12 protein-coding genes are annotated in these 15538 nt (G+C 44.9%); 6 read left to right on the plus strand and 6 right to left on the minus strand.

Annotated features, from left to right (window positions below):
* Positions 1-113 precede the first annotated feature (113 nt).
* From H6F42_RS02215 to H6F42_RS02230, 4 genes are all read right to left on the minus strand, one after another.
* Complete coding sequence (locus H6F42_RS02215) at positions 114-455, minus strand: DUF5615 family PIN-like protein (protein WP_190397731.1); 342 nt, start codon at positions 453-455, stop codon at positions 114-116.
* Positions 452-676: a DUF433 domain-containing protein gene (locus tag H6F42_RS02220; protein ID WP_190397732.1), complete on the minus strand. Its 225-nt coding sequence runs from the start codon at positions 674-676 to the stop codon at positions 452-454. Before H6F42_RS02220 ends, H6F42_RS02215 begins: the two co-directional genes overlap by 4 nt.
* A 107-nt stretch (positions 677-783) precedes the next feature.
* The gene (locus H6F42_RS02225; protein WP_190397733.1) at positions 784-1221 is read right to left on the minus strand and encodes a hypothetical protein; all 438 of its coding nucleotides are present in this window, start codon (positions 1219-1221) and stop codon (positions 784-786) included.
* Between the two features lie 6 nt (positions 1222-1227).
* Positions 1228-2520: an AAA family ATPase gene (locus H6F42_RS02230; protein WP_190397734.1), complete on the minus strand. Its 1293-nt coding sequence runs from the start codon at positions 2518-2520 to the stop codon at positions 1228-1230.
* 197 nt (positions 2521-2717) lie between these two features.
* Here H6F42_RS02230 and ffh point away from each other — a divergent pair, with 197 nt between their 5' ends.
* The 5 genes from ffh (at position 2718) to H6F42_RS02255 (ending at position 8537) form a co-directional block, all read left to right on the plus strand.
* A complete protein-coding gene (ffh, locus tag H6F42_RS02235) occupies positions 2718-4151 on the plus strand; it encodes a signal recognition particle protein (RefSeq protein WP_190397735.1) in 1434 nt (477 codons plus the stop codon).
* A gap of 4 nt (positions 4152-4155) precedes the next feature.
* Positions 4156-5028 carry an isoaspartyl peptidase/L-asparaginase gene (locus H6F42_RS02240; RefSeq protein ID WP_190397736.1) on the plus strand — a complete coding sequence of 291 codons (873 nt, stop codon included), beginning with the start codon at positions 4156-4158 and terminating at the stop codon, positions 5026-5028.
* A gap of 215 nt (positions 5029-5243) precedes the next feature.
* Positions 5244-6257 carry an FAD-dependent oxidoreductase gene (locus H6F42_RS02245; protein WP_190397737.1) on the plus strand — a complete coding sequence of 338 codons (1014 nt, stop codon included), beginning with the start codon at positions 5244-5246 and terminating at the stop codon, positions 6255-6257.
* 366 nt (positions 6258-6623) lie between these two features.
* The gene (locus H6F42_RS02250) at positions 6624-7937 is read left to right on the plus strand and encodes an adenylosuccinate synthase (RefSeq protein ID WP_190397738.1); all 1314 of its coding nucleotides are present in this window, start codon (positions 6624-6626) and stop codon (positions 7935-7937) included.
* A 48-nt stretch (positions 7938-7985) separates the two neighbouring features.
* Entirely contained in the window at positions 7986-8537 is a 552-nt protein-coding gene (locus H6F42_RS02255; RefSeq protein WP_190397739.1) for a 50S ribosomal protein L25, read from the plus strand.
* A gap of 53 nt (positions 8538-8590) precedes the next feature.
* Here the strand turns inward: H6F42_RS02255 and H6F42_RS02260 are convergent, their stop codons facing one another.
* Both H6F42_RS02260 and infB read right to left on the minus strand, forming a co-directional pair.
* A complete protein-coding gene (locus H6F42_RS02260) occupies positions 8591-9223 on the minus strand; it encodes a Crp/Fnr family transcriptional regulator (protein WP_190397740.1) in 633 nt (210 codons plus the stop codon).
* Between the two features lie 227 nt (positions 9224-9450).
* Positions 9451-12936: a translation initiation factor IF-2 gene (gene infB, locus H6F42_RS02265; RefSeq protein ID WP_190397741.1), complete on the minus strand. Its 3486-nt coding sequence runs from the start codon at positions 12934-12936 to the stop codon at positions 9451-9453.
* A 669-nt stretch (positions 12937-13605) separates the two neighbouring features.
* Here infB and lepA point away from each other — a divergent pair.
* Positions 13606-15417, plus strand: coding sequence for a translation elongation factor 4 (gene lepA / locus H6F42_RS02270; RefSeq protein ID WP_190397742.1), 1812 nt, complete (start codon positions 13606-13608; stop codon positions 15415-15417).
* The last annotated feature ends 121 nt before the right edge of the window (positions 15418-15538 follow it).

Raw genomic sequence — 15538 nt, forward strand, 5'->3', positions numbered from 1 at the left:
GGATCAAAACTAAACTCAATCACTTTGCTCTCAAGTCTAAACTCTACTTCAATGCTATTAGGGCTAGTTTCTCTCAACTCCAAAAACTGGCTATTCCTTCCACGTAACATCAGTTATTTGAAAGCTTCAATCCGATCCAAGTAAACATTGATTAGCTTATGATCAGTGACTAAATCTTCAATCTGAGTCCAAACACTAGCTAGAAATGAATGAAATACACTTTTTCGCATATTTCCAAAGCGTAGATGGACTACTTTGGGCGGAGATAAGTCGAGCATCAATCGATCTGAAAAGTCTACATCTTTGGTAACAATCACTAGTTTTTTATCTTTTGCGTATTGCCAAATTTGAGAATCGCTTGGACTATTGCCTAATGTTGAAACATGGATGATGGGCAAAGATGGGATAAATAGAACTTTAGCAGGTAAGTTCTCATCAAATAGAAACCCATTCATGCGACTTTTCTCACTTCGTAGTGATTTGCCATTAATTTCGCTGCAAATTGCATACAGGCATAAATATCTTCTCTTTTTAGGGATGGATATTCTTCAAGCACTTCTTCGATGGAGTCACCTGCGCCCAAAAACTCCATGATTGTTTGCACGGTAATTCGAGTGTTGGCGATAATTGGTCTGCCGTTACAAATGTCTGGATGAATAGTTATTGGATTTTGCATAAAAATATTTCTCCTTTTAAAAACTTAGGATCGCCTAAAACACAACCCATCAAAAAGCGATCGCCTCCAACTCAATCTAAACAAATATTGATCGCCTCAACCATAAACTATTGGCTTGAAGAATCACTCAAATTATACTCATCTTGAATATTTTTGATGCGAAAACTAGCATTAAACTTCTTTCTAAACTCAGTTTGCAATTTCTGTATGCTTGTTGTTTGTCTAGGAACACGGGTCGATACTACAAAGCATAGTTTCTTGGTCTTTTGAGGGTTATCTGAGAGTAATTTGATAGATGATTCTATTTGCTTAACTGCATGTGGAATATCACAACCCTTCAATTCCACGTATATTTCAATTTCATCAAACGTAACAAGAGCATAGTCACATCGCAAAGTTTCCTTATCCTTGATCGCGCACCCATCAACCTCTAGTACCAGTATATTATTTTGGTTAGGGTTCAGAAAAGATATCTTACTTTTGTTTTCTTGTAAGACAATGATTTTGTCAATTTTATTTGCCTCACACGCTGGAAATCTTTTCATATAAATTCAAGAGAGGCTTAAAAGTTTGTCAAACTCAACCGCTAAGTCATCAGAAACAGAATCAATAACTTGTGCATCTATCAAACCATTTTCTAAACACACAATACTACTGCACTTTCCATCCATTAAGACATATGCTGATAAATCAGAAATATCTAACGCTTTATATCTAGATATAATTTTCTCTAACTGAGTCTGTATATCTGCACTCGATTCTTCATAAAGCAACCCAGCTTGAAGCAAATTATTCAATGCTGTTAAGACGTATGGACTATGAGTAGTTATAAAGAATTGTAATTGTTCTTTTCGATAGTTAAGTACGGTAGCAATTAGTTCAACAACATTACGTTGTGCGTTTGGGAATAAATGTGCTTCTGGTTCCTCTATGTATACCGTTTGTCCAGCAGTTGATGTAGATAGAAAAGGTAACGCAGCCAGCATAGTTGTTAGTGGCAAGGTTTCTTGCTGTCCAGATGAAGAATTTGCCACACTAATACGTCTTCCATCAGCGACTTCTAAAAAATCTTTTCCCTTTTCATGTATGTGCTTCCCACATAGAGACTTTTCTATCAATCTGTTTATCTCATCTTGGATATCTTTTGTATCTTTTTCTTCAATTCTACTTCTACTTCTAAACCTTACACGTTTTATGCTTTCATATGTTGAGCCGAATTCTCTAAGGAAGGGATCTAGTGCATTGTTACTTGAAAGAAAGGAAAAAATATTGCTTTGAAGATTAGCAAAGAAAGATCGACCAGCAGGAATAAACAGTTGGCTAAAAGCTGACTCCCGACAAACAGATTTGCTTAAAGACTCTATCAAGTGATCCATTAAAAATCTTCTAGTTAAATATAGCCTGTCAAAACTATCGTACTTAGCATTTTTTTCAGAATTCTTCTCTCTTGATTTTTTTAATACATTTCTTAGATCTGCTAATTCTTTCTTAAAAAAATCCGAGTAATTTAGTGACAGTCTACTTTTTTTGTTTTCCTGTGTTCTAGTGACTTCTATAAAAACGTTAGATATTTCATATTTTATAGAAAAGTTTTGTTTCCCCCAAGAATCGGGAGGAAAATATTCCTCAAACTTTTTAGAATAATTTGAATCTAGGTTTCGCTTTGTTTGCTCATTTTCTGTAACTGATAAAATCTCCCATACAAAGCTCTTAAAGTAAAAAAGAAGTTTAGCACAAACACTTTTGCCACTAGCTTGAGGTCCAATCAGTATATTTACCTTCTTGATCTCGATTTCTAATTCTTTAATACCAGCAAAGTTTTTAATTGTTAATTTTTCAGTCATAGCCACACTCAACGTAAATGGCGAAAAAAGCCATTTGCCCTAATGTATTTTATCTTTAGATCTAACATTCTAGCCATATCTGCAATTAGGTTGAACAAATTATATCGCTACCATAATTTCCTCAGATTAGGATCAATGTCACGGTGGTGAATGTAAATTAGTAGTTAGAACCAAAAACAGCAAAAGCAAAACTAGATATGTTTGATGAAATCGCCGATAAATTTGAGGCGGCTTGGAAAAAGTTACGCGGACAGGACAAAATCTCTGACTCCAATATCCAAGGCGCGATTCGTGAGGTACGCAGGGCGCTATTAGAGGCAGATGTCAACTTACAAGTTGTCAAGGAATTTGTCGAAGAAATCTCCAAACAGGCTCAAGGCGCTGATGTGATCGCAGGTGTGCGCCCCGATCAGCAATTTATCAAGATCGTTTATGACGAATTGGTAAGGACGATGGGTGAGGCAAATGTGCCACTTGCTGAGGCTGCTAATGCGCCGACTGTAATTTTGATGGCGGGTTTGCAGGGTACGGGTAAAACGACGGCTACCGCCAAATTAGCCCTGCATTTACGCAAACTAGAGCGCACCGCGTTATTGGTAGCCACTGATGTATATCGTCCTGCGGCGATCGATCAGTTGATCACCCTTGGTAAACAAATCAATGTACCAGTCTTTGAAATGGGGACGGACGCTGACCCTGTGGAGATTGCCCGTCAAGGTTTGGCGAAGGCGAAGGAATTAGGCGTTAATACCGTGATCGTCGATACGGCAGGGCGCTTGCAGATCGATCGCGACATGATGGATGAACTCAAGCGCGTCAAGGATGCGATCAATCCCGATGAAGTGCTGCTGGTTGTCGATGCGATGACAGGGCAAGAGGCGGCGACTTTGACTCGAACTTTTCATGATGAGATTGGGGTTACGGGCGCAATCTTGACGAAGATGGATGGCGATACTCGTGGTGGTGCGGCGCTATCGGTGCGACAAATTTCGGGACAGCCGATTAAGTTTATCGGTGTCGGTGAAAAGGTTGAGGCACTGCAACCCTTCTATCCAGAACGCATGGCTTCGCGGATTTTGGGTATGGGCGACGTGCTGACGTTGGTGGAGAAAGCTCAAGAAGAGATTGACCTTACCGATGCCGCTAATCTCCAAGAAAAGATTCTGAGCGCTAAGTTCGACTTTGACGACTTCCTGAAGAATACCCGCATGATGAAAAACATGGGTTCTTTCGGTGGAATGTTGAAGATGCTGCCAGGGATGAAAATCAATGATGCCCAAATTCAAGAAGCTGAGAAGCAACTCAAGCGTTGTGAATCGATGATTTCTTCGATGACTAAACAGGAGCGCAAAGATCCCGATCTGATTTCTAAGAGTCCTAGCCGTAAACAACGAATTGCTAATGGGGCTGGTTATAAGCTTCAGGATGTGACTAAACTAGTTGCTGATTTCCAGAAGATGAGAGCTTTGATGCAGCAAATGGGACAAGGCAAAATGCCCAACTTCCCAGGAATGCCCAACATGGGCGGCGGTGGATTCCCTGGAATGGGTGGCATGGGCAACCAAGCACCATCAGGCAATCCCGTTTATGGCAAGAAGAAAAAAAAGAAAAAGGGATTTGGAGAACTATAGATTTATGCAACCAAAAATCATTATTCATGGCGGTGCGGGCAGCACTGTCGAAAGTAAAGGCGGCTATGAACCAGTCCGCAAATCTCTATTTGCAGTTTTGGAAACCGTTTATCCGATGCTGCTTAATGGCGCGAAGGCGATCGATGCTGTGGTCAAGGCTTGTCAAATGTTGGAAGATGATCCACGCTTTAATGCGGGGACTGGATCGGTTTTACAGTCTGATGGTCAGGTGCGGATGAGTGCCTCAATTATGGACGGCGATCGCCAAAGTTTTAGTGGTGTCATCAATACCGCAAGAGTTAAAAATCCGATTGATCTCGCTAAACATTTGCAAACTAGTGACGATCGCGTTCTCTCTGATTATGGCTCGGCAGAACTCACTCGCGAACTGGGTATCCCGATTTACAATCCCCTCACCGATGAACGCCTTGCGGAATGGGTGGAGGAACGCAAGACTAACTTCACTCGCAAAATGGCGGATGTGGCGATGGGAACAATCGGTGCGGTAGTTCTTGATCAATATGGCAGTATTTGTGTGGGAACTTCCACAGGCGGACGAGGCTTTGAGCGCATCGGCAGAGTCAGTGACTCGGCAACCCCTGCGGGTAACTATGCCACCAAGTTTGCAGGCGTAAGCTGTACGGGTGTCGGTGAAGACATTCTCGATGAAGGCTTTGCTACCAGAGTGGTGGTGCGCGTTACTGATGGCATGACACTTCAGCAAGCGGTTGAAAAATCGATTAATGAGGCAAAAAGTCGCGATCGCGATTTTGGCGCAATTTGTCTGGATGCGACGGGGGCGATCTCATGGGGCAAAACCTGTCCCGTATTGTTCGCTGCATACCATGATGGCGAAAAGATGCAAGATACACTTTAAAGTTAAGGTGGGCTACGCCTATCTTAGAACCCATTTAAGAATTACTTTTTGCGGTCAAAAACTCAAACAGATCCCCCTCAATCCCCCTTAAAAAGGGGAAAGAATTTACTTCTCCTCTCTTTTTAAGTAGGGATGAGGGGGATCTAGAGGTTTCTTAACTTTAAAATCGCGATCAAGATGAGCTAAGCTCTTCAAGAGACATGAACTGAAACATTATGAAAGATGTAATCGTGATCGGCGCAGGGATCGCAGGCTTGATCTGCGCCCAGCAGCTAAAACAAGCAGGGCTAGATGTCACCATTGTGGAAAAATCCGCAGGATTGGGCGGACGTATGGCAACTAGACGCTTGCAAGGAACTTGGGTCGATCATGGCGCACAGCTAATTTCCGTAAAAAGTGACAATTTCGGTAGGTTTATTCGCAAGTTAGAAGAAAAGCAAATTGTCAAAGAATGGACTCGCCATGTCTATCAACTATCCGCGACAGGCTTATTACCTCCCAATGCTGACGATCGCCATACGCGCTACTGTTGTCCTCTAGGTATGACGGCGATCGCTAAATACCTCGCCAATGACCTCCCCATTATTACCAATACGCGCATCGTTACCGTCAATCATAACGACATCAAATGGCAGCTAATCACCGATCGCCAAGAAATCCTTGAAACTAAAGCGATCGTTTCCACCATCCCCGCACCCCAATTTTTGCCATTATTTGAAGAGGTGTTAGCCTCAGCCCCCAGTTTCTTGCAAGCTTTGCAATCGGTGAAATTTGCGCCCAGTGTCACCATCATGGCTGGGTATAACCCCAGTAACTCAATTCCTAACGAGTGGCAAGCAATTAGATGCCTTGATGACCCCATCCTTGATTGGATTAGTTACGACAGCAGCAAACACCCTGATAAAGCTCTGCAACCTGTATTTGTGCTGCAAAGTACGGCAGAATTCGCCAAACAATCGATGGAGGAGTCCGATCTAGAAATTGCTGGTAAGCCTTTACTAAATCAAGTCGGTAGGCTCCTTGCTAAATGGCTAGCCAGTCCTGAGTGGTGGCAAGTTCACCGTTGGCGCTATGCGATCGCCCAAGATTCTCTAGGTGTTTCTTGTCTATCCACCTCTATTCCCCTATCTCTAGTTTGTGCGGGTGATTGGTGTGCTGGCAAAAATATTGAAGCTGCCTATAATTCAGGGCTTGCCGCCGCCGAATCAGCGATCGAGTTACTAAAGTAAAACCCAAAATAATTTCGGTGGGCTTTGCCCACCGAAATTATTTTGGGACTTATTTCTAAGATTTACCCGTAAGACAAGAGCGGCGACGCAAAGCACCGCTGATCTCTTCTGCTTTTTTAACACAGGCGGCGAAATCTATAGCAATGTAAGTTTTGCTTAGGACGTAAAAACCAAAAAGCGAGTTGCGGCGCTTTGCGCCGCAACTCGCTTTTTGGTTTTTGGTTTGTACAGGCAAACTCTTGCTTTGCTATACAAGAAAGAAGAAGTTTGCCCAAACCCATAACTTTGCCTTTCTAGATTATTGACAATTGATACAATCTTTTGAGATGATTGATGATTGTGAGATTTTATTGAGCAGCAAGACTCTTGGCTAATGTAATTGTTATTGGGGCACAGTGGGGTGACGAAGGTAAAGGCAAAATCACCGATTTGCTGAGCCGCTCCGCAGATGTCGTTGTTCGCTATCAAGGCGGTAATAATGCAGGACATACGGTCGTCGTTGGCGATCGCACCTTTAAGCTACACCTGATTCCTTCGGGAATCCTGTATCCCAAAACGGAATGCATCATTGCCAGTGGCACAGTGATCGATCCGAAGGTGCTTCTAGAAGAAGTGGATCGACTCAAGGATTTGGGTATATCGACAGACAATCTGTTTATTGCCGAAACCGCCCACGTCACCATGCCTTACCATCGTGTGCTAGATCGCGCCTCAGAGGATCAGCGAGCCGAACACAAAATTGGGACAACAGGTCGTGGTATTGGTCCTACCTATGCCGACAAATCTGAGCGTGTTGGCATTCGCGTCATCGACTTGATGGACGAAAAACGGATGCCTAAAAAGCTTCGTTGGGCGATCGAGCAAAAAAACATTATTTTGCAAAAGCTTTATAATTTAGAACCACTCGATGCTGACGCAATCATCGAAGAATATCGTGGTTATGCCGATCGCTTACGTCCTCATGTGATTGATGCATCCCTCAAAATTGATGCGGCTATCCGTGAGCGTCGTAATATTTTGTTTGAAGGCGCACAGGGAACTTTGCTAGATCTTGATCACGGCACTTATCCCTATGTCACATCTTCTAACCCTGTTGCAGGTGGTGCTTGTATCGGTGCAGGCGTAGGACCAACCTCCATCGATCGCGTCATTGGTGTTGCCAAAGCATACACAACTCGCGTGGGTGAGGGCCCTTTCCCCACCGAGTTACATGATGAAATTGGTAACTTGATCGGTGAGCGTGGAGCCGAATTTGGCACAACTACAGGACGTAAGCGCCGTTGTGGTTGGTTTGATGGCGTAATTGGTCGGTATGCTGTTCGCATAAACGGACTCGATTGCCTCGCTGTCACCAAACTTGATGTACTCGATGATCTCGACGAAATCAAAGTTTGTACTGCCTATGAACTCGATGGTCAAGTCGTTCGCGACTTCCCCAGCGATGCTCGAGCCTTTGCTAGAGCGGTTCCCATTTATGAAACCCTAGCAGGTTGGAAACGCTCCACGAGCGAATGTAAGACCGAGGAAGAGTTGCCTGAAGAAGCAAAAAACTACTTGAAGTTTCTTGCCGATCTAATGGAGATTCCGATCGCAATTATTTCCTTAGGCGCAAGCCGAGGACAAACCATCATCGTAGAAGACCCCATTCATGGGCCTAAGCGTGGTTTATTAAAAAATTAGCTGTTAGCTAATCGCTATATAACCAATTACCAATTACCAATTACCAAAATGCTATTACAAGTAAACGCATCTACCCGTAAGCCTTCTAACAATCGTTCCCTGCGTCGTAACGGTCAAATTCCAGCGACTGTCTATGGACATAAAGGTGCTGATTCGATCTCGATTACTCTAGACGAAAAAGAAGCAACTACTTTACTCCGCGAAGCCACGATCAATAACACAATGATCGAAGTAAATGTAACTGATGGTGACTTTAAGGGACGTACCCTATTGCGTGAAGTACAAAATCATCCTTACAAAAAAGAGATCTATCACCTTAGCTTCTTTGCGATCGAGTCTCAATCGAAAATTGAAGTAGATATTCCTCTCCACTTTGTAGGCGTACCTGTAGGCGTAAAAGTTGGCGGTGGTTCCGTTGATACGATCAAGAACTATGTACGTGTATCTTGCTCTCCTAACAATGTTCCTGAAAGCTTTGAGCTAGATATCGCTCCTCTGGAAATTGGCAAAGGTATCCACGTTAGCGAAATTGCTTATCCAGAAGGCGTTAAGCCCGTAACCGAAGGCACTGCTCTGGTAGTTACCATTCTCAAGAAATAAAATCACCAAGTGATTTTCTGATATAAAAAAAGGGACGCTCAGCGTCCCTTTTTTTATATCAAAATGATGTGACGCTCGCGATCAACCTTAAGCCAGCCCTCATCTTGTAATAGCTTCATTGCTCTAGTTACAGTTACACGGGTACTGCTAATCGCACTAGCGAGATGCTGGTGAGTGAGCCGTACAGTTAAGCGTGTACCCCCACCATCAAGGGGAATACCCACCTCTTGCTTAAGTAAAAGTAGGATCTGACGAAGGCGCTCTTCTACTCGCTTATTGCTAACCAAGGCAAGTAAAGACTCAGTTTGCTGGAGGCGACGATTAAGATGTTGCAAAATGCCTTGGTAAAGCATTGGGGATTGCTCTAGCTCAATCAAGGTAAATCTCATTAAATCTACATCGGACAAGGAGATCGCTTGATACGGCTCCAAATTGGTTAAAGGTAACCCAAAAGGCATTGCTTGCACTGCAAAGCCTACTAGAACTTCATCACCTGATGGATGCAAAGTATTTAGCTGAACTACACCACGACAAACCACCCAAACTTCATGGGGATACATGGGAATGATTTGTCCACTTTTGTAAGTGTGCATGGTGCGACCGCGATAAATTTCTTCGAGCGATCGCCGCCAATCAGTTACAGAAGTTGTGGAGTTAAGATCGAAATTGGAAAACGTATATGTCATATCAGCGTGAGGTACACATGTGCCATCTTATGTGTTTCTCGACACTATCGGGTTAAGCCTAGTTTATTAACTCAATAAGTTCTACTTAAATTCAGAGAGCGTTGCACCTAGTTAGAGCTTGCCAAACCAAAACCCGTAAAGTTGCGCCCCCTAAGGGGTGCAACTTTACGGGTTTTGGTAATTAAAATAGCAATAAAAAAGCGCCCTTAAGGGCGCTTTTTTATTGATTAAGAAGTAGCTAAAGTACGACGCTTCGTGACCATCCGATATGCTTCGATGATATCGCCCTCCTTCCAAGTCGAGAACTTAGCAAGAGATACACCGCACTCAAATCCAGAGGCGACTTCCTTAGCATCATCCTTAACTCGTCGTAGCGATTCAAGTATGGCTGAATGTACGACTTCGTTACCACGCTTAACGCGGACATTACAGTTACGGAGCAGCTTACCATTTTGGACATAGCAACCAGCTACCGCACCCTTACCAATCGTGAAGATGGCGCGAACCTCCGCTTGACCGAGGTATTCCTCAATCATTTCAGGATCGAGCAAGCCTTCCATCGCATCTTGGATATCTTCCAAGAGCTTGTAGATAACGTTGTAATCGCGGAAGTCAACACCGAGATCATCTGCCGCTTGTCTCGCGCCAGGAGCCATGGTTGTATTAAATCCTAGTACTACCGCCGAGCTTGCGGCCGCCAAACTAATGTCGTTTTCGGTGATTTCTCCAGGAGCCGAGAGCAGGATGCGGAGTTGGACTTCGCGCTGAGGCAATTGCGCCAATGCTCCGAGAATTGCTTCGAGGGAGCCTTGAACGTCTGCTTTGAGGATGATATTGAGTTCCTTGAGATCGCCTTCTTTGACCTTTTCGGACAAAGTACCAAGGGTGACTCGTCGAGAAGCCATTGCTTGAACCAAGCGAGCTTGACGTTGATCCATCGTGCGTTGATCAGCGATCGCACGAGCTTGTTTTTCATCTAGATAGACTTCAAACTCATCACCTGCCGCAGGGACATCGCCCAGACCAAGGACTTCCACCGCAAAGGAGGGCGAAGCCTTGTCCACACGTACGCCGCGATCGTCCACCATCGCCCGAACCTTACCAAAAGCAGCACCAGCAACGAAGATGTCACCGACGCGCAATGTTCCATTTTGGACAAGCAAGGTTGCCACAGGTCCTTTCGCCTTGTCGAGGTGAGCTTCGATAACTGTCCCCTTCGCTGTACGGTTGGGATTCGCTTGAAGATCTTCGACTTCGGCAACCAGCAAGATCATTTCGAGCAAGGTGTCGAGGTTCTCACGGCGGATGGCACTCACAGGAACCATGATCGTATCGCCGCCCCATTCTTCCGCAACGAGGGAGTACTCAGTTAACTCTTGGCGGATGCGATCGGGCTGAGCCTCAACCTTGTCTACCTTGTTAATGGCAACCACGATTGGTACTTTCGCAGCTCGAGCATGGCTAATTGCTTCGATGGTTTGTGGTTGGACTCCATCATCAGCAGCCACAACGAGTACGGCAATATCGGTGACCTTTGTACCACGCGCACGCATGGCGGTAAAGGCTTCGTGACCAGGGGTGTCAAGGAAGACGATCTGTTGTTTTAGACCATTATGTTCCACATCAACGTGGTATGCGCCGATATGTTGGGTAATCCCACCAGCTTCGCCTTGAGCAACCTTACTCTTACGAATGGCATCCAGCAAGGTTGTTTTACCATGGTCTACGTGACCCATAATTGTGACCACTGGAGGACGACGTTGTAACTTGTCAAGGTCAGCCACCTCGATCATTTCCGTCTTCACCGCAAGCTCAACCACTTCAGGATCATGGACTTCATAGCCTAGATCGGTTGCTACCATTTTTGCCGTGCCGACATCAAGGGTCTGGTTGATATTCGCCATGATTCCCTTCATAAACAGGGTACGAATTACCTCAGTTTCCGAAAGAACTAGACGCTTAGCTAATACGGCTACGGTCATGCCCTCTTCAATTTCCACAGAGGTGGGCTTTTCGGGAACGATTTCCACCTGTTGATTGCGGCGATCGCGACTTGGAGCAGATCGTTTGCCTTTTTGGGTGGGTTTGATATCGGCTGCCATAGTTGGCTTCGATGGTACTGCTGCTGCCTTAGGACGTGCCGCAGGACGTGCTAGAGATAGACTGATCTGCGCGAGTTCAGCCGCCGCATCAAGATCGGCAGAATCATCATCATCATCCGCAAAGTCACGCAGATAGCGCTTGGGCTTGTTGAGACGATTCTTTTCTTTAAGTTCGAGTAGATCCTTTTCTTCTTCTTCTTTGGACTTACCCTTACGCTTATTCGCTTTGTTAGGCAGGGTTGGCTTTTCGAGCAACTCTGGCAAGTTGGGAGCAAATCCGTTTGCACCAGCTTCAGGCTTCTTGCCACTCTTGTCAGCGATAACGGGCTTTTCGGGCGCACGCATCAAGGTGGGCATCGGTGGACGCAGGTTATGAGGTGGTTCTGTAGGCGCAGTGATCCCTCTTTCAATCAATACTGAGTCTTTAACCAGTTTTGGCCCGCGACTTTGAGGCTTGCCTGCCGCAGGCGCAGCTGGTGCTTCTGCGGGTTTATTGAGCTTGGGTCTTTCAGGTCGATTAGTTTTGAGTTGTTCTTGTTTTGGCGCAGTGCTTGTATCCGTGACAGCACGGCGATCGCCTTTCAACTGTTCGCCATTGACTTGATCAATTTTCCCTTGATTAGCGGGAGAATTCACATCATCAGCCTTAGCTGCGGGAGGTTTGGGAGCAATAATCGCTTTTGGCGTAGTGCTCACAGGAGGCTTGGGACGCTCTGGAGCAACGGGTTTATTTAACTTAACCTGTGGCGGCGATACACTCATCAAGGATTGTTTGGCAACAGGAGGGCGATCAGTTTTTTCAGATTGGGGACGCTCCGCTTTGGGATTGTCCTTACGAGATGCCTGTTGCTCTTTGGGAGCTTGTTCTTTGGGCGAATTGACATTGATCGGAGCAGTCTGAGCAGGCGTGGTCGCCTTTTCTGGATCGGCAACTTTGACCGAGTTAGTCACAACAATCTTGTCAGAGGACTTCGGTGGAGTAGGAGGTGTGATTAATTCTGGCTTGGTCGCTGGTTGCGAAGCGGGTTGAGACTCTTTGATCGCTTTGGGATTCACTGGTGGTGTCAATGCTGTTTCTGGGGGCAATTCGATTGTAGATGCAGGTGTGGTTTCGGACTTAGCGCTTTCTGAAGTAGAAGGGCGACTAGGAGGCTTGATTAATGATGAAGCAGAGGGCATGGGCGAAGAAGAAGGAGGGTTAACAACAGCAGTTTTAGCAGGAGGCTCTGAGCTAGGCTCAGCAATCTTACTAAGTGGATTAGGTGAGCTAGGAGGTGGTGTAGCTCCTACATTAACAGAGGCGGGCGGTGTGTGGAGACGAATTGTGGGTTTACTAACGGCAAGAATTTGCTGTTTGGCAATCCGCGCTTCGGACTCTTTGTTTTTTGATGCTGAGGCAGCAGCTTTTTTTTCAGCAGCCTTGGGATCGGTAGTTTTGGGATGGGGTTGAGGCGCTTTGGTGCGTACCAAGTCCGCCTCTGATTCTGTGATCGTACTACTATGACTTTTTACAACTATATTTAGCTGCTCACACACTGCGATGACATCTTTAGTGTCAAGGTCTAGCTCTCGTGAGAGTTCATAGAGTCGAACTCGATTGCTTATACTCATTGCTTACTCTGCCCTGCGTAACTGTTGTACACGATGATGTTGAATTTACATAGAAGTTGCTTCCTATCTTTTGCTAGGTTGAATTACATTGACTGAATTACATTGACCATAGTTAATCTTAGAAGCGCCTAGCTATTCCTGCTTGAGCAGGCTAGCCTAGATTTAGGTTTCAAGGTAGTTTCAATTTTTTAAGTGAAACTACTATAGCCATTATTACTCATGCAACCTAAGTAATATGAGTAGTTAAAAACTTAGCTCATAAAATTTTGGCAAAATCTCATTCAGTTTACTAGCACTTGTACATTAACTTTACAGCAATTCCTATTTGTAGGATTCTGAAAAATGCACAATTTACCCCATTAAAGCTGAAATTTTTTAAATTGTTTCTATAAAATGCCAATTTAAAAGAAAATTATTGTTCTTTGTGGACAAGTTTTCCGCCAGACGATTTGTGTGAATCATCTTAATGGCATTTTTTCTATCGTTTACATTAATTTACTTTAGTGTACGATCGGATAGAGTCCGAGTGTTTTCAAAGGCACTCTTCACTCTTCTCTTCTTACCCCCTTCCCTTCCCCTCCAAAGAAGTTGAATAATTATTGGTATACCGCGAAGCCGCGCACCGATAATTATTCCAAATAATGTTTTGCCCTCAGTGTTTTGATACCTATGACCAACGTACCTGTCTCTCGTATTCGTAACTTTTCGATCATTGCCCATATCGATCATGGCAAGTCTACGCTTGCCGATCGCTTGTTGCAATTTACAGGCACGGTGGCGGATCGGGATATGAAAGCTCAATTTCTCGACAATATGGACTTGGAGCGTGAACGGGGGATCACCATTAAGCTGCAAGCAGCAAGGATGAAATATGAAGCCCTCAATGGCGAGGAATATACGATTAATCTGATCGATACCCCGGGGCATGTGGACTTTTCCTATGAGGTGTCGCGCAGTTTGGCGGCGTGCGAAGGGGCTTTGCTGGTGGTGGATGCGTCGCAGGGTGTGGAGGCGCAAACTTTGGCTAACGTCTATCTAGCCTTAGAAAACAATCTGGAAATTGTGCCTGTACTTAACAAGATTGATCTTCCGGGGGCTGATCCTGAGCGCATTGCCCATGAAATTGAAGAATTAATTGGTTTAGATTGTGTGGACGCGATCCGTGCTTCCGCGAAACAGGGAATCGGTATTCGGGAAATTTTGGAAGCGATCGTTTCTAAAGTGCCGCCTCCCGATGATACGGTCGATCAACCTTTGCGGGCTTTGATTTTTGATAGCTATTACGATGCCTATCGTGGGGTAATTGTTTATTTTCGGGTCATGGATGGCACGGTCAAAAAGGGCGATCGCATTAAGTTCATGGCTTCAGGTCAGGAATATGTAATTGATGAATTGGGCGTATTAGCACCAAGTCAAGTCCAAGTCGATGAACTACACGCGGGTGAGGTAGGTTATCTGGCGGCAGCGATTAAAACCGTAGCCCATGCGCGGGTTGGCGACACGATTACTTCCGCGATCGACTCGGCTCCTGAGCCATTTCCGGGCTATGAAGAAGCTAAGCCAATGGTATTTTGCGGAATGTTCCCCACTGATGCCGATCAGTTTGAGGAGTTGCGGGAGGCTTTGACCAAACTCAAGCTCAATGATGCGGCTTTGAATTATGAGCCAGAAACCTCTAATGCGATGGGTTTTGGTTTCCGTTGTGGATTTTTGGGGATGCTGCACATGGAGATCGTGCAGGAACGGCTAGAACGGGAATACAATCTTGATTTGATCGTGACTGCGCCATCCGTAGTTTATCGAGTGACGACAAACAACGATGAAATTTTGATGATTGACAATCCCAGCGAGTTACCGCCGCCCAATTCTCGAAAGGAAATTGAGGAGCCTTATGTGAAATTGGAGATTATGACTCCCCAAATTTACATTGGGACATTGATGGAGCTTTGTGTGGCGAGACGGGGCGTATTTGTAGACACGAAATACATCACCACGGAACGCGCTACTTTGATTTATGAATTGCCTTTAGCGGAAATGGTCACGGACTTCTTTGATCAGATGAAGTCACGCACTAAGGGCTATGCCAGCATGGAATATCAAGTCATTGGCTACCGTCCGAATGATCTGGTGTTGGTGGATATTCTCGTGAATGAGGAACCTGTGGATGCTCTAGCTTGTATTGTCCACCGTGATAAGGCTTATAACGTTGGTCGCGCTTTGGTTTCTAAACTTAGGGAGCTAATTCCCAAGCAACAGTTCCAGATTCCGATTCAGGCGGCGATCGGTTCTAAGATTTTGGCGCGGGAAAATATCTCGGCATTGCGGAAGAATGTACTTAGCAAGTGTTATGGCGGCGATATTTCTCGTAAGAAGAAATTGCTAGAAAAGCAAAAGAAAGGTAAAAAGCGCATGAAGTCGATTGGTACGGTGGAAGTGCCACAGGCCGCATTTATGGCAATTTTGCAATTGAATGGCGATTAATAAAGAAGTCCGCCATTGGCGGACTTCTTTATTAATCACAAAATAGCTGTCGTCAGTTTTATTAGGACGCAAAACCAGAAGCGAGTGGCGGCGCGAAGCGCCGCCACTTGCTTCTGGGGTT

Origin of the sequence: Pseudanabaena sp. FACHB-1998 (assembly GCF_014696355.1) — a bacterium.
Classification (GTDB): Bacteria; Cyanobacteriota; Cyanobacteriia; order Pseudanabaenales; family Pseudanabaenaceae; genus Pseudanabaena.